The sequence below is a fragment of the Priestia sp. BR_2 genome (assembly GCF_041954005.1).
GTDB classification, from domain to species: Bacteria; Bacillota; Bacilli; order Paenibacillales; family Paenibacillaceae; genus Paenibacillus_AQ; species Paenibacillus_AQ lautus_A.
Window position 1 is genome coordinate 23,026 of record NZ_JAVFHM010000338.1, and the last position, 16,519, is coordinate 39,544.

Annotated in this window: 14 protein-coding genes; 1 reads left to right on the top strand and 13 read right to left on the bottom strand. The window is 41.0% G+C overall.

The window, feature by feature from the left end:
• Nucleotides 1-28: 28 nt before the first annotated feature.
• The 13 genes from RB298_RS29280 to RB298_RS29340 form a co-directional block, all read right to left on the bottom strand.
• Nucleotides 29-193 (bottom strand): hypothetical protein, encoded by a 165-nt coding sequence (locus RB298_RS29280; RefSeq protein ID WP_486049885.1) that lies wholly within the window; start codon nucleotides 191-193, stop codon nucleotides 29-31.
• Nucleotides 190-1,830, bottom strand: a complete 1,641-nt coding sequence (locus RB298_RS29285; protein ID WP_486049887.1) for a minor capsid protein — start codon at nucleotides 1,828-1,830, stop codon at nucleotides 190-192. The genes RB298_RS29280 and RB298_RS29285 overlap by 4 nt, the downstream gene beginning before the upstream one ends.
• Nucleotides 1,827-3,320, bottom strand: a complete 1,494-nt coding sequence (locus tag RB298_RS29290) for a phage portal protein (protein ID WP_486049889.1) — start codon at nucleotides 3,318-3,320, stop codon at nucleotides 1,827-1,829. Before RB298_RS29290 ends, RB298_RS29285 begins: the two co-directional genes overlap by 4 nt.
• 13 nt (nucleotides 3,321-3,333) lie before the next feature.
• On the bottom strand, nucleotides 3,334-4,617 hold the full coding sequence (locus RB298_RS29295) for a PBSX family phage terminase large subunit (RefSeq protein ID WP_486049891.1): 1,284 nt from the start codon (nucleotides 4,615-4,617) through the stop codon (nucleotides 3,334-3,336).
• The gene (gene terS / locus RB298_RS29300) at nucleotides 4,598-5,479 is read right to left on the bottom strand and encodes a phage terminase small subunit (RefSeq protein WP_486049893.1); all 882 of its coding nucleotides are present in this window, start codon (nucleotides 5,477-5,479) and stop codon (nucleotides 4,598-4,600) included. Before terS ends, RB298_RS29295 begins: the two co-directional genes overlap by 20 nt.
• Nucleotides 5,480-5,547: 68 nt before the next feature.
• Nucleotides 5,548-7,053, bottom strand: a complete 1,506-nt coding sequence (locus tag RB298_RS29305) for a PIN domain-containing protein (protein ID WP_486049895.1) — start codon at nucleotides 7,051-7,053, stop codon at nucleotides 5,548-5,550.
• Nucleotides 7,054-8,305: 1,252 nt separating this feature from the next.
• A complete protein-coding gene (locus tag RB298_RS29310; RefSeq protein WP_486049897.1) occupies nucleotides 8,306-9,184 on the bottom strand; it encodes a discoidin domain-containing protein in 879 nt (292 codons plus the stop codon).
• Between the two features lie 399 nt (nucleotides 9,185-9,583).
• Nucleotides 9,584-11,080: a PQQ-binding-like beta-propeller repeat protein gene (locus RB298_RS29315; RefSeq protein WP_486049899.1), complete on the bottom strand. Its 1,497-nt coding sequence runs from the start codon at nucleotides 11,078-11,080 to the stop codon at nucleotides 9,584-9,586.
• A 259-nt stretch (nucleotides 11,081-11,339) separates the two neighbouring features.
• On the bottom strand, nucleotides 11,340-12,323 hold the full coding sequence (locus RB298_RS29320; protein ID WP_486049901.1) for an HNH endonuclease: 984 nt from the start codon (nucleotides 12,321-12,323) through the stop codon (nucleotides 11,340-11,342).
• 6 nt (nucleotides 12,324-12,329) lie between these two features.
• Nucleotides 12,330-12,665 carry a nucleotide pyrophosphohydrolase gene (locus RB298_RS29325; RefSeq protein WP_486049903.1) on the bottom strand — a complete coding sequence of 112 codons (336 nt, stop codon included), beginning with the start codon at nucleotides 12,663-12,665 and terminating at the stop codon, nucleotides 12,330-12,332.
• 56 nt (nucleotides 12,666-12,721) lie between these two features.
• Nucleotides 12,722-13,879 carry a PIN-like domain-containing protein gene (locus RB298_RS29330; RefSeq protein WP_486049905.1) on the bottom strand — a complete coding sequence of 386 codons (1,158 nt, stop codon included), beginning with the start codon at nucleotides 13,877-13,879 and terminating at the stop codon, nucleotides 12,722-12,724.
• Nucleotides 13,880-15,040: an MrcB family domain-containing protein gene (locus tag RB298_RS29335; RefSeq protein WP_486049907.1), complete on the bottom strand. Its 1,161-nt coding sequence runs from the start codon at nucleotides 15,038-15,040 to the stop codon at nucleotides 13,880-13,882. It abuts the gene before it with no gap.
• Nucleotides 15,041-15,154: 114 nt separating this feature from the next.
• On the bottom strand, nucleotides 15,155-15,604 hold the full coding sequence (locus tag RB298_RS29340; RefSeq protein ID WP_486049909.1) for an ArpU family phage packaging/lysis transcriptional regulator: 450 nt from the start codon (nucleotides 15,602-15,604) through the stop codon (nucleotides 15,155-15,157).
• Between the two features lie 107 nt (nucleotides 15,605-15,711).
• Between RB298_RS29340 and RB298_RS29345 the strand changes: the two genes are divergently transcribed.
• Complete coding sequence (locus tag RB298_RS29345) at nucleotides 15,712-16,404, top strand: Cthe_2314 family HEPN domain-containing protein (protein WP_486049911.1); 693 nt, start codon at nucleotides 15,712-15,714, stop codon at nucleotides 16,402-16,404.
• Nucleotides 16,405-16,519 lie beyond the last annotated feature (115 nt).

A 16,519-nucleotide genomic window follows, 5' to 3' on the forward strand; every position in this document is an offset into this window, starting at 1 on the left:
CACCCTCGCAAATCCATGCGTAAGTGCCTTAATTATGATCCTTTTTCATAACTCCCGATTTCCGTAAAAAGTCATCCAGCTGTTTCTTGTATTTTTTCTGTTCTTCCGGAGGGATCTCCCGGTACCCGATAATCTTCGGTTTCGAAGTATCATTCCACCGCGGATCCGAAAATGGTTTTTTGTTCTGACTCATTGACCAACCTCCCTCATGAGGATGATGTAAACGCCGTCCACATACCGCACCTCGGTAACCTCAAACCCGAAATTCCTCCAATACAGAATTTCTTGTTCTCCCGGGTTGTACATCGTGATGTTACGACCCTGACGGGCACCCAAAATGATCATTTGAACCTGACCAGCCGGATTGTAAATAGGGCCAGCCGTTGTCGAGATGTACTGCGGATATTGTATCACGGCTCCGGACCGGATGTCTGCCATAAACTCCTCGAGGGATTCCTCTGAAGTGAACTGCAGCGACCTCGACACATCCCCTTCATATGGAGGAAGCTTGTTAAGGGCCTTATCTAGTTCCTCGATCCATTCCATTTCCCGACTTTCTAGCGGTTGCCCGCGGCGTAGCTTGTCATTAAGTACGTAAGACTCGCCTCCGATGTACCGCGTGACAGCCGCCTCTTCGTCTTTCGTCAACTCCGGCGGATCGGATGGAGCAGGTGGTTGCGGCGGGCTTGGAAGTTGTGCCGATGGCACCGGATCAGGCTCCGTCGTCTTAACCGGTGGCGGATCGACTACCGGCGGCTCTGAAACCGCTGGCGGCTTTTCAGAATCCTTCGGCGCGTGTTTCGCGGCCCACTCCTTATAAGACATGTTACCCGGCACGCTGAAGGTTTTGCCGTCCTTCCCGCGCGCAGCCCGTTCGCCGGGCTCTGCCTCCTCCCCCTCGTCCTCGTAAACGGGAATCGTCGTCGAGCGGCAATATGCATGCAATGGCGGATAGTTGACTCCGGGCTTCGCCTCCGACAGCGGAATGATCTCCCCGTCCATTTCCCGGCAAACTTTGGATGTCCGTTTGTCCAGTGTGGCGACGAACTTATAGGCCGTAACCCCCTGGGTCTTATACCCATCGATCCGAGACTGACCGGAGAAATACGCCGCCTCCGTTAAGATAAGCCGCTCAGCCGCACGCTTGCTGACGCCCATCCGCTCCGCAAAATCGGAGATCACCTTATCTGACGGCTCGCTGCGGGTCAGGTCTTGCGTCAGTACCGTCTGCAGCTCCGACAGCAGCTTATCCCGATCTCCCCAGATCCTCGAACTGAAGTTCCGACCGTCTGGCGCCCAGGGCTTCGCCAAGACCTTGTCAATCTGGCGGGCATCCAGCCCAGCAAACGGCACGCCCTCGCCGACGCCGCGCTGTACTTCGAAGATCCCTTTGTAATACCCTTCCTTGTAGATATCGCCGAGGACTTCGGTCGAACCCCTGGCCCGCCGGGCCGTCAGCAGTTCGACTTCTTGCTGCAACTTCAGCTCCAGTTCCTCCAGCCGGCTGATGTGGGCTTTGGCACTCGCATTTTCAAGTTGCTTCATCCATCGCTGATCGATTGCATTTTCCCGGCCGACCTTGATGTAATCCTCTACCGACCAATGAAACTCCTTGAGCTCATTGTCTGTCAGGAGCTTGCGAGCAGCTGCCATAGAGATTTCACCGTTGTTCTTGGCAAGCCGAGCATACCAGGCTTCCGTCTCCTTCCGGATCCGGGCCAACGCCTTGTCATACTCAGCGTCCTGCGCCTTGATATACGCCTCTCCCTTTCGAAGCTCCGCCTCGTTCAGGTCCTCCATCCGGCGCGCCCAGTAATCTTCCGATTTCATTCATCATCGCCATCCTCACTGGTAGCATCAGGCGGTGTATTCGGTGGAAGCCCGCCGTATGCGGCCATGCGCTCAAGAGACTCCTCTTTTTGCTTCTGAATGCGGTCCAGTTCAGCCTGAACAACACGAACCCACGGATGTTGCGCAACAAGCGTTTCGTCTGACAAAATACCGATGCTGTCTTTTATCCCGCGAATGATGCTTTCCTCATCAATCGGCATATCTCGATTGAAGATAAACTCAATATCCTCTTCGCTGTAATCAACCTTTGTCGTGTTATACAGGTGCGTATCGACGAACCACCGAAGCTGCTCAAGAGAGGCCTGAAACTCGGTCTCCATGAGACTGGCATCGAGATCAAGGTCTGAATAAAGAAATTTCAGTGCGATTCCTGAGGGGGCGCTACCGATTTCTACGCCCTGCGTATCGACGCCACGACCAAACTCATAAATATCCTTGCGGGCCTGTTCCATATGAGTCTTATAGGTTTCGACACTGAGCGCAAGCGACAGCGTATCCAGATCTCCGTCACCGTCTACAAAAGCAGTCCGAAATAATGCAAGATTTTTACGGAATTCGGCCGGATCCGTCCCGCTGTAATTTTTGACCTTGTAGATCGATTCAGGCAAATCCTCCAGGTTGTTGCTGTTATCGGATTTGTTACGGTCATAGTCGTCTACCAGGGATTTGATGATCTCGACAAGGGGCTGCTCTTCCTCGTTATACTTCCAGCAAATGAACGGTACGCGTTCCCAATTCATCGGTTGTTCCTGACCACCAGAAATTACCGAGAAATGGGATCCGACCGGCCCGGCTTCCACATCTGGTATAAAGCCCGTTCCGTCCATTACGTAGCGGCGAACACCTTGTGTATCCCACCATTCAATTTTTCTGACAGTCTTGCGTTGCATGCCCTCGTAAACAATGACCTCATAATCACGTATGATCGCATCCAAAACTGTGTGCGCCTCGTCGGCCCAGAGTGGAATGATTTCCTCTGATCGCATCTTCCTAAACTGGAGATTTCCTTCTTCATCGTAGTACACGAACCACCAGGCAATCCCTTTATTGACTGCTTCCTTCCCTGTAGACTGGATTCTCCGGAACATGGTGCTGTCGAAAACTTCATCCCACGCATCCGCGTACTTTGAATTATCTGTCTGGATGCTTAGTGGCTTCCCGAGCAAATAGCCGACCTTCTGGTCCACTAATTTTCGTACAAATGCATTAGCCAGTTTGTTATTAGCCAGGTTACCGACTGGCTCCCGAGCTCCAGAAGCACCTATTGCAGTCCGCTGCCGCTCCAAGATGTCCGTTTTATTACGGTAATAGAGGTCACCAATCTCCATCCATTTCCGCTTAGGGGAGGCCCTCCACCCGCCGATCTCAAGCTGGATGATTTGCTCCAGCGTGGCCGCCGTTTTAGCTCCCCGGATGATAATGTCTTCAATTTCCTTTTGATATTCATCTGTAGGCCACAGTAATGACACGGTCTTCCTCCTTTCACGCTTGCCCCGGGAAGAATACACCGCCCCGACGCTTCACGATGGTATGCACAAAATAACGATCACCGTCCATCTGGTGATCGTTCTCTTTAACCGGCTTGTCTTCGCCGCGAGCTGCTGCCTTCTCGTCCCAAACATAGGAACTGAATTCCCGGAACGTCTCCTTGCAGCAATCGTTATATTTGATCAAACCTTCAACCAACGCCGACGCGACGTCGCGGATCCCGTTCACTACCTCATTGGCAGCCTTAATGACGCGCAGCACGCCACGCTTCTTGATGGCTGCAATAAAAGAAGCTGCCGAAGGGTCGATAATGATTCCCTTAACCGGCAGCTTGCCTACAAACTCTATGAGATCATCGCAGTATTCCTCGTCGGTTTTCTGCCGGCTGCGAGCTCGGCCATCATAGTGATATTCCTTGACCTTGTACCAAATACCTTGAGATTGACCCCATAGCCCAAATGTGGTCGGGTTTTGGGTCCCATAGTCACAACTGACATAATACTGCGTATATGGCCGTTCCTCAGTCGGCACAACGTGCTTGTCCTTGTCAAACATGTCGTAAATAATACCCTCTGCCAACACCCATAAGCCAAGAATGTATCGCTTATAGAATACGCCACTGAACAGCCTGCGGTAGCCGTCTTTGATTTTTTCAGACAACGACAGGTTATCGTCCATCGTGAAGTGCAGATGCAGCACACGTTTCTCGACAGCCTGATCCAACCATTCAACCTTGAACCAGTGATAAGGGCCGGCCGGGTTGCAGTTGAACCAATACTTCCTGCCTTCAACAGAGCAGCGCGCCACGGCTTGGTTCACAAACGACTGTGGCATCAGGGCTACCTCATCGAAGAACATACCGGCTAACGTGATCCCTTGGATCAAGTCCTGGCTCCGCTCGTCCTTCCCGCCAAACAGGAAGAAATAGTTCGCCACTAACCCGCGGCTGATCGTCAGGACGTTATCCGTCAGGTTGTCATGAACGCTATATCCCCGGCTCGTCAGCATTCGCTTGAGCGGCCCGATTACGTTTCGTCGCAGCGCGCCGATGGTCTTGCCGGACATACCAAACTGCTCGCCATTAAAGCTTTCCATGGCCCAGAACACATAGCTGAGCGACATGGCGACCGTCTTGCCGGCACGAACGGATCCGTCACATATTATGCCGTCCTTATCGTGATGTGGGCTCTCCTGCATCCACCAAGTCAGGACTTGGATCTGCTTCTCGGAAAAAGGTCTCCATTTAAAAGGTGGCGGCTTAAGCTTCAGTCTTGCCATCCGCCCACACCTCCGCCGCTTTTCCTCTTAGAGCTTCAATGAATCCATCATCTTTAACGTCATCGCCTTCGCCGCCTCGAAGCATTTGAAGCTCAAACTTAAGCTTTTCAATGCGGACCTGCCGCTCTTCATCCAGCAGCTTGTTTTTCAGTTCAATTGCCTTTAACTTTTTGTCTTGGACTCGAGTCAGGGCTTCCTCCAAAGCGATGATGTCATCAATTTGCCTGAAGCTCTTTTCCTCAATCTCGGACTCCACCAGCTCGGTGCGCGTGACGGGGATTGTCTTGGTCAGGCCGGATTTCTCGTCATGTACCGTCATGGCTTCCTTGACAGACTTGAGCTCGTACAGGACCCGCCGTTCCTTCTCAGTCAGGCCGTCGATCAGCCTCTTGATTCGAAGTAGCATACGCCGCTCGCGAATCTCAAATTTGAGAATCGATTCATCCACCTGCAGGATAGGATCCGTGTCGATCCGGTCCACTAAAACAAGCTCGTCATCTTCCAATGCGTCGAGCCAGATAGTCTCGTATTCACCTGTAGTGACGGCCTTCTTGTTTCTCAGTGGTCCGCCGGGCCCACCCTTATTGCCCACAGCTCGTTTATTACCTGCAGGAGCTCCACCATTGTTACCTACAGCATTTTTGTTCCCTTTTGGAGCGCCACGTTTAGTAACGTTACCTTTCGATTCATTGGTAACGTTACTATTCAAATCGTTGGCCCATTTTTCCTGGGATTTCCACTTTCGGACCTGCGTCTCTCCAATAGAAAGAGCGGCGGCGATGTCTTTAAGCTTCATCGTCCCGCCGCTCTCCAGCCACATCTGTTTTGCCTTGTCCCGGTCGGGACTGCGTTCCCTTGCCATCTACACCATCACCACCCCCAACAAGAAAAGACGAGTGAAAGTCACTCGTCTTTTAGAATCGAATAATATTATTTTCCGACTTCACACTTAGTGCAGAATGCTCCGCCCATTGTTCCTATTTCGAATAGCTTTCCACAATCCGGACATGTTTCATAATTTATAGAACATTGTTCGCAAATTGCATCACCAGCCTGATTGTAGTATATACCAACATTTTTACCACAGTCGGTGCATCTGTCGATATCTTCTTCGAAATATTCTTCAGGATGACGGCCTACTGAGAGAATCTCAAACCCACCTACAGCTACTTCAATAGAGTTTTCATCTATAAACTCTTCTTCTTTACTGAAATCAACTGTAAACTCCAAATTTATCGAGCCCTCAATTGTGATAGGAGCTTCTGAGGAAAAGGTATATTCTTTAGACATCGCTTCATCAATATTTGCTGCAACTTCGGAAACAAATACCCCTTCAAAGATAACACAATTTTCCTCATCAATTTCAACAGAATTAATATTAATGTTTGGGCTAGAAAAATCAAAAACCTCAACGTCCTGTAGTGGATTATCCAAAAATTGTTGCAAATCTCCACTATTGATTAGATAACTCTCTAAATCAGAATCTCCTAGTACTAGCGACCAATCCGCTGCATTAATTAAATCTTTTGCAAATTCATTAGCGTTTAATTCTAACTTCGTTCTATTAGCAATAGTTATATCATTCATTTTAGAAACATGATTCACAAACTGTGTAAGCGACATCATGGCAAGGTTTTGATTGCAACATTCTTTAAATTCACTAAGTAACTCATCTCTCGGTCTAAGAGGAACGTTATGATTTTTTTCATCTAACTCCCACCAATCCTCTTTTTCGTCCATTGTTATCAAGATGATTGGTTTATTTGTTGTACTAGCGTGTTCCAATAGTTGTTTCCATAGAATTAGATCACCAAACTTTTTTCTTTTTGTTGGATCTGTTTTATCCTTGTCAACGTCTTTGTAGCCAGGGGGAATTTGATACTTGTACCTTTCTTCACCCTCAGCGTATGTAGCAAGTAACTTAGAAATTGTAAATGGAGTCCCAACCTGTCCACTGCTAATTAGTTTAGTCACGAATGCCTTCACTTTATCTTCTTTAAGCATTTTTTTGTTTTTTTCAATTACCTCTGTGATCTGGCTCTCATACTCTATTGATTTATTTTGTATTGATGTAATTGACGCTTCAATAAAATTCCTAAGTTCTTTTACCTGAGGAAATCTAAATTTACCAAATTTAAAAAATTGTTTCTCAAAATCATTTTTAGCCTTATCAGTTATACGCTGTATTTCTTGATTAACTTCTCTATACTTGTTCCGTTCTCTACTTACTACTTTGCTATGATTCTCATTGAATTCCTCGATTACTTGCGCTGGAATCCAGATACGCTCCGAGATTTGATCCAGCACATTGAGTATTTCGTCTGTAACACTTGGTGTGAAGCGATAAGTGTTTAGAAAACCATTGGTATCAATACAAACCTCCGCACCTAATCTCCATACTTCTTGAAAATCATCATAATGATATGTATAAGCCATGACTATTCTATTCCCTCGCTTACAATAATAGGATAATTACCGAGTTCCCACCTCTGAAAGAACATCATTATACCTATTCTACGTTTTGGTTCTTTTTCCCTCCATAGATTCAAAAGAACTATATAATTATGCACTGTTTTGCATCGTTTGGTCTATTCCGAGATTAGAAAATGCAAGAAAGTTTTGAGTTGAGTTGGTTTCTAATATTGATGAACGACAAATAGGAGCATACGCCAACGCTATGCCCCTTCTCTGCTATTTTCCAATCTTGTTCCTCTATTCCATCCGTAATCAATAACGGATGCCTTAAATCGGCTTAGATTTTGTCGTTTAGAGCGACATTCTCTAAATTCATGTGCAAACTTGTCTAAATCACGAACTACCTATCAAAGATTACACCTATAATAACAATTACAATTATTGTACCAGTAATCACAAAGGGCATACTTGCCACTACTTTATCGCTTTGTTTATCTGGCAAATACTTTATTAAAAGATTCAGTATTATGATCACCAATGTGAGTGATCCAATTATGAGACCCCACGCGAAAGGACTTACATCATCAAGGTCTATTACATGAACTGCGTTTAAAGGGTAAATCGATCCCACCACCTTTCCTATATCTTCAATAAAACAAATTTCGAAATCAGGAAGGGTTTCCCTTTTTAAGAAAAGCACCCACAGAGGTACTTCAATCTTCACTTATAATCGCGGTAATAAGCGTATAACGCGCATACTATACATGGAATAATAAAAAGCCAAAGAAAAAGTAAGAATGTAGTGAGTTTTTCGTTCTCCTTTAATCTCTCTGGTAATTTATTCATTATCAAATACCCAATTGGTATTGTAATAATATACGTGATACAAATTACTCCAAACATATCATTGTCCTGATAACGCGGATCATTAATAATCTGTGATGTTAAATATGCCATTATCCCCCTCCTAAATCTCCCATATCACAATTCGACATTAGGAAGTATTTCCCTTCTTTACACAAGGTCTCCTACTACAGAACTGCTTTGTACCGGTCCATTCACCCCACACACATCGTTTACACTTTTCCGGCTGCTTTGGCTTATAACGTGGTCGCTTCAGATTATTACGTTTTCCGGCCATGTCGTCGTTCCTCCCGATTTCGTGGGGAGCTCCCAACAGTCACTTTTACCAACCATTCAATCCATTTCATATAAAATCGTGCTCCTTCGAAGAAATATAAAAAGCCGCCCAGGGATGGACGACTTAATTATTCTAATATTCACTTACTTCAAAATTAATTATCTTATCGAAGATGATATAGTCTTTTCTGGACTTAAATGGACCCTTGTTGTTCCCATGTTTATCAATAGCAAAAGATATTGAGCCACTTCCTGATGCTTTTGCTTCATACCAATTAATAAATGCGTTTACTTCACTCATAGAAAGATCAAACTCTTTTATAGCCCCGTTGAGCAAGGTAATTTCAAGCAATGCACGATTGCTATCTGGTTCAGTTGGTGGTTCTGTAGGTTCTGTTGGAGGTTCGGTAGGTTCTGTTGGAGGTTCGGTTGGTTCAGTGATCTTACTCATCATTTCTAATTCGTCAATGCTTACATATATACCACCATTGTTAGCTTTCACATTTAAACGATACTTTTTATAAGGTGTTATATTGTTAAAGGTGTACTCTCTCTTTTCTCCTCCGATCCAGTTAATTTCGCTTATTCGTGTATCAAGGATATCCCAAGCTTGAGTTTGTTCATTCCATCCTTCAAACGTCCAATCCTTTGGTGCTCTGTTCATATCAGAGCTCAAACGTGGGGTAATATTTTTAATTGTATACTTAGAAATAACTTGTGGAGAATCGAATTCATAAGCTAACCATCCAGTCGGAATAGGTGGTTCCCAAGTATCTTCATATGATTGACTGGTACTTCTGTTAAAGGCCTTCCAAGCTGCATACATGGGACCGTATTCCTGACTTGCTGATGCAATACCACTAGGTGCTGTGTGGCTAGTCATCTTAGGAATTAAATTATCTGAGTACTGATCTTGAGTTGTAGCTGCAAAAGTATTAGATGATAAAAAAACGGTAGTAAACAATACAATTGCAGTTAAAAATAGAGTGCTTCTCTTAATTAATGTAGACATCTATCTTCCTCCTAAATTATGTATGTGATAAAAGTACAAGAATAATCAACATTTGTCTAAACATAAACTTGAATATAATGTAACTAATGTTATATAAAGCAAATAAAAATAAGCCGCTCCAGGAAGGAACGACTTCGGATTATATATTCAGTTTATCTGCAAAGAGATCCGTCAGAACATTGCGACCGTGCCGGCCGCAGCAAAAACGCTGCGCTCCTTGCTTTAAAAGCATCTGCACTTAGTAACTAGAGAGGAAGAACAAGACCATTCTACTGTTGGGTTAAAAATGGAGTCAACATAATAAATTCGGAATAATGCTGACTATCTCCTCATTACTTTCCATTTTCAACATAATGCTCATTAAATCAAAAGCCGCTGTTTTAGACAGCCGCCCATACTCTAATATTCATTTACTTCAAAAGTGATAATCTTATCGAAAACAATGTAATCCTGTCTCTGTTTGAATGGACCTTTATTATTATCGTGCTTATTAATTGCGAATGTTACCGGGCCAGCACCTGCCGCTCTTCCTTCGTACCAACTGATAAATTGCTGTACTTCTTGCATAGAGAGGTCATATTCTTTCTCAGTCCCATTACTTAATGTCAGAACGAAAATTGCACGTTCACCGACTGGATCAACAGGTGGTTTAGGATCGACCGGGGGGTCCGTAGGATCCTTTCCTATTACTTCACCACCAATTGCATAGACTGCACCACTTGAATCAGCAATATAAATTGTCCCGTCTTCCGCAATAGCTGGTGCTGACACAAAATTAGAAGCTTCTAAGGCTAAAGACCACTGCTCAACTCCTTCAGAATTAAGAGCTACAACTTTTCCACCTACGCCAATATATATCAAATTATTTTTATCAATTATAGGTGATGTATACATTGCTTTAGAATTGTACACCCATTTCAAAGTTCCATCTGGGTTAATTGCATAAAAATTCTTAGTTCCGTTAACTGCATAAATCGTGCCATCAGGCCCCACTATTGGGTCAATTGTATCAGTTGCTGAAATCGATCTATCTACTGTGAACTTCCATTTTAAAGTTCCATCCGGATTAATTGCATAAACATAACCATCTTGTGAAGTCGCGTAAATTGTCCCATTCTCAGCAATAGCTGGTGCCGACCGAGTTTCGCTACCAACCAAATCCTTGAATTCCCAATTTTTTTCACCGGTTTGTGAATTATATGAATATAAACTTCCATAACTGCCATAGCCAGCTTTAAAAATCAAAGAGCCTTGTTTGGTTAATGCAGGGTAGCCTGCATGATATGTAGATTCGAAAGAAGTTCTCCATTTAGGAGTACCATCAGGATTATACGCAGCCAATCTACCAGCTATACCAGACAAGTAGTAGGTGCCATCTTTTCCTACTAAAACTTCATTTGAGTAGCTAGTTGGTAATGTTAATTCAGTAACACTTCCGTCACCGGTGTTTAAAGTGAGCAACTTTGAACCTGCAGGAATAATCAATTTCTTTTCATTGTTAATAATTGGAGTGCCATTAACCGAAGTATCAACAATCGGTTGTATCCATTTCATTGTGCCATCAGGATTGATTGCATGAATATTAAATTTCGGATTTGAAGGTGATTCATAATTTTTAGTGAATACTGTTCCTTCTTCATCAATGACTATGGATGATTTTCCGCCTGAAGGCATCTGATACTTCCACTTCAGATGAATGTTAGAATTAACCGCTGCAAACCTAGAGTTCCTGTTCCAGTTGTGCCCTGTAGGCTGCATAGCTGAATTATCGTATGCCCCTTGTTCATATCCTCCACCCTGTGTAAAAGGTGTACTAGCTGCCTCCACGTTTGTCGCTAATAAAGAAAACCCCAAAGTAAAAGCAGTGAGTAATGTTAATCCTTTTTTGATTCTCAAAACTCCTTCATCCTCCCATTATTTGAATATATTATATATCGGATAGTTCTATGGAATTAATAATATCAGCTACATTGACCCCATATATCAGAAAAAGCGAGAAGAGGTACGCCCCGGTCATATGCCGCATTCATGCAGCCGTGCGTGTCATTCTCGCCTTTTTCATAATATAAATTTAACATATTATAAGTCCAGTTAGAGGTCCATTTCCGGTCAATTTCAGGCCACAAAAATCAATTAAAACAAAAATTAGAACGAACTAGTAAGAAAACCCGTGTTTATTATTATGCCATTCAAAATACTTGAGTGACTCTTCACTCCAATGTAAACACAACTTTTTATTTATTTTTTCTATATATACCTTCAAACTTGATGTTAAGTATTTTTGTTCATTTACTACGATTTCCCCGTCTTTCACTGATATGTATCCTCTTTCATATAAATCATCACATCCTAGTTTACACATCGGCATGACAATATTAAATACATCTAGTTTTTCTTCAGGAGTACATTCTGCACGTTTTTTTATATGAGCTGCTACCAGAAGATTTACTGGAAGTTCTTCTCCACATACTCCGCAATATCCTGTCAGACTAGATCCAAATAGATGCTGACGCAAAAATCCTTGTTCAGCTCGACGAAGGGCTTTCCCCTCTGCGTCCAATGGTTGACCTGATTGGAATTTACTAAGAGCATTCCTGTAACTATCGAAATCATAAGAAGGAACGTAGGTATCACTTTCATATTCATATATATTAAGAACCTCATTACTTTTTTCCTGAGAAAGTACTGTAAATCCCTGCAAAAATTTATCTTTAGTATAATCAATTAATTTATTCATATCATTTAAAGAAATATTTATAAACTTCAACTCATCTAGAAAATAAATATACTCCCACGTTACTCCCTCATTGCGATCCTTCCACCCCCATAGGTCTAATGCAAGTGATTTACAATGCAATTTTCCTGTTACTACAGCAGTGGCGAAATATCGTTTCTGAGCATAAAAAAAGACAACATCTCCTCGGTTAACTCTCTCCCATTTTTTTGCGTTGCTTTTATTTTTAGCAGGTGTTACCCCCCACGTCGGAGCTCCCCCATCCTTATATATATTACTCAAATACTCTCCATAAGCTTTATCGTATTTCGCAATCTTATCTAGACTGACAGTTTTTTTCATTGTGCTGTTGAAATTAAACTCAGAAGTATCAGTTCCAGCAGGTTGTAAAATAACAAGTGTCATTAGAAGTTACTCCTCTAACTCAGTATATTTTTTGTTTGATCCATAAGCTTTATCTGCTGGATATTTTTCAGCGTTTTTATGTAACTTCTCCATCAACGCTTGCTTTGGATCAATATCAAGATCGTTAAACATCAGCAATGTATAGTAAAGGATATCAGCAAGTTCATCTCGCATCTCACCTTTCTTATCAGCAATTGCATCCTCGCTGTTCTTCCATTGAAACAACTCAAGAAGTTCGCTAGCCTCAAGATTAAGAGAGATCGCAAGATCTTTTCCATTATGAAATTTGGCCCAATTGCGTTCATCCCTAAATTTTATAATTTCTTTAATTAAATCTTCCATTAGTCATCACCTCGTAAAAATTTAAAAGAAAGAGTCAGTTTCATGTTTACCAATCATTAAAGATCATACTTTATCGCATCACTGATAGATTGTTCTTTGATATCGATAATTTGTGAACCATCAGCATAGCCACCTATCAGGACTTTCTTTAAATCTGATACATTATAATTAATCGAGCTAGTTATCTTCATATAGATGTACTCGATGTTTGTTTCATCTTTAGTAAGATACTCAGTATCAGAAATATCAATATCTCCATAATTAAAAAAATAATGCATATTGTCGTAGATTCCTTTTCTGAAACTATTGGGATTTTGTTCCACATAATTTGCAAGATACCTTATTTCAAAGAGCCTTTGTGTTATTTGATCCAACTGATTGTTTTTAGAGATATCTTCTATTACTGCCTCTTTCGTTTTTGGATTAAGAATTGTTACAAATTCTTTCAAAGGTACTATACATACTGTCTTTTTATTATTTTTCTCATAAAATTCCTCAATCAACTCTCTTCTCGGTGCTAGTATATTTTTTTCATGATCTTTGTAAAACCAGTCTTCTTTTGTATCAGTCGTCACAAATATAACATCACCATTTAGGGATAAAATATCTTTCCATATATAATAATCACCATAATTATTTTCTTTTTTATTTTGATCTCCACCGGTTAATGGAGGTAGCTTGTCAGTCTGTCGTTGTTTTGCTTCATTACTTAATTCCTCATAATCAAATGATAAATAACAATTTTCTTCAAATAATGGCTGAATAGAATTTAGGACTAAATCATCCTGAAATAATAGTCTTAATCGCTTTGATAAATCTTCAAGGCTTTTCCTATACTCTTTTCGAGCTTTTACATATTCTTCTTCTGTTTTTTCAAGCTTCTCGTTATCCTCTAGCATCTCAAAAAACGGCACAACCGATATTAAGTCCGTTGTTTTTTGAATTTTTGAGTATATCTGAGTATTTAACTTTTCGATTGTTTCTTTAATTTTCCTTGGCCTTTGATCTGTAAATTCTTTAAAAACTTGATATGGAATCTTCAATCTCTTTTCAGAAGAGATCTCATTTAAAATACGTAGCATCTCTTTAAAAGTGACTTCCTTCCATTGATAAGCTGATAATAAAACACTTGTATCTACAACTATATATGCAGTGTTTATGATTTCTTTAGGCTCTTTGGGCTTAAAAAAATACTTATCTAACGATAAATCCATCTATTGGACCTCCAACATTTTCTTATTACTAATTCCATAATACTTATATAGTTCCATTTTAGTTACATTTATCCCTATTTTACTTAGTTCGTTGCCTCTTTCCTGGAATAATAAATCAATCATTTTCTTCTTATCTATATTTTGACCGAAGTGAATCATTCTATGGCAGTTTGGACATAGAGCTACGATATTAGATACTTTGTCCAAACTATTGACGTATTTTTCTTGAGCTGACATTGGAACTAAATGATGAGCTTCTACAAAAGGTACATATTTGTTTGAAACAAATGTGAGATGAGATGGATCATAAGAACATTTATATTTAGACCTTTGAAGAGCAGATGCTGCTACTTTCGAGTTTCTGGGCCATCTACGTGTCCCGTCTTTATTAACTATTGGATCCGGCCTTGTGCTAGCATCTTCACCGTCCAATAAACTATCTAAGACACCTGGATTTAGGATGTTTACTTCTCTTTGGTAACCTTCTTCACTGAATGTATCTTCGACAAATAAACCATCTTCTTCGGCAAGTAAATACTCGTTATATTGCGCGAAACTCCGCCCATTAAGGAGAGTTGATATCTCTTGATAAGTTACTAAAAGATTAACTAAATCATTGTGCATACTTTCTTCAGAGGGGAAATTATCGAGTTCATAATATATTCCACAAATATGTCCTAATTCGTATCCGATAGGGAGATCATTATAACTGCCAAGGTCAATAATTGAATTCATATTGTTAGGAATAGAGTTTAAAGATCCTCTAATTTTAGAGGTAGCTTTAGCTAACTTAGGTCGTCCAGCCTTTTTACCATATTTATTTTCAAAATAAGTCCAGCCTTGGTTTAAACTAAGATAAACACCTGACATATCAGATTTAAACAAAAAAACAATATAGTATCCAACTTGTGCGCTTGTTGTAATCTTCTTATCGAAAATAGATATCCATGGAATCTCAGCCCATCTTCCCAGACCTACTGAACCAGACACTTTATACTTATAAGTATCGAGCCCAATTGATTCAATTAACTCTTGAGTTAAATTTCTGCGAACTAAATTAGCTAATGGATGATTTTTAATATTTTCTTGTTTTGCTTGATCATAACTCTTAAGGATCATTTCAAATCTTTTATTTAAACTGATTGATGAAATTTGATCCACCTCCTAATTTAAGCAGTATAGTGATATAGTTTTAGTAATATAGTACTAGTAATATCAACTTTTTTCCATCAAAAAAGAAAGTCGTTTAGTTTACGACTTTCAAAGTAAAACTTTTTACTTTTCTAATTTAAGAGCAGCAGCAAGCAATCTAATTCCACTAAATTTTAATCTTCTATACGTACGATCACTAATACCCATCTCAATGCTATTCATATAGTCAAATTCATCTTCAATATTAAGATAACTTCGCTCAATAACTTCCCTTTGAACACTTGATAATCGACTCATCGCTAAATCCAACAATTCAGATTTCCGATGCAGCTCAGCTTCTCGATCCACATTCCATAGTGCCACTTTCTCAGTAGGTTTGCTTAGTACATTTGTTGTTCCATGATATCGCGGTTCATAACTAGGGGTCTTAGCTGCTTGCCTACGAACGAAACCAATCTGCCGATAAATACGAACTTCTTCCAAAAAATCTTCTACAGCACGGCGAGTTGCTTTCTCATCGATCGGCAGGATATTGAGCGCCAGCTGCAGTGGATTATTTCTTCTTTTCCCCATCTTTATCCCCTCACCCGTGTTATAATTTATCGAGAGGAATATATTACCGATCGACCCCCGCCCCGACCAAGGATTAGGGGGTCATTGTCATTTTTAGAGGTTATCAAATGTACGAAATTTCTTTCCCTACTCCAGATGAAATGAAGGAACTGAAGAGTTTTTCCACCCACTTTGAATTTAGCGATTCAGAATTTATAAGTGAACAATTCACAATTTTAGATGATGAAACAATTAAAATTAGAACTTGGGCTCGTATCTTGGCCCAGCGATTACGTGAATTAAATTTCAGTTATATTATGGCCTCATTTTATTATCACAACGGCATACCAGATGAACCTTATTACGATAAAGTAAGCAACAAATTCTTCCCTCAGTTTAAAGAAAAACCACATTGGTCCAACAAAGAAGGATTCGAATACTACGGTGAGATATTTCTCCTCAAATCCTTCTCGGCTTTAGACACTATTGCTCATATCGTCTCTATCAATTACGGAATAGAAATGAGAATAGTATCTTTTAACAAAACATTGATTAATAAACTTCAGGAAAAAGACCCCCTCAGATCTAGCAAACTAAAAACTATTATTGAATCAGAAAGTTTTAATGAGTTTAGAAAACTTAGAAATGATTCAACACATAATATCTCTCCAGGTCAAGTAGATTCAGGGATAATTAAGGATCGGAATGGTATGACAATAACTTCTGTTGGAAGTTACACACCAACTTCTCAGAGATACGTAACAATGACTTCGCTAAAGGACACTGTCTTTGAAATCTTGGATATTATTAAAGTGGACTAGCTTCCAATCTCTTTTTGTGTCTTAAACTCAGTATTAATCATCATCGCCATCAACAATGTCGAATGGTGTCTCTCTGGAATTGTCCCTAATATAGGTCCGCCAATTGTACCCGCAC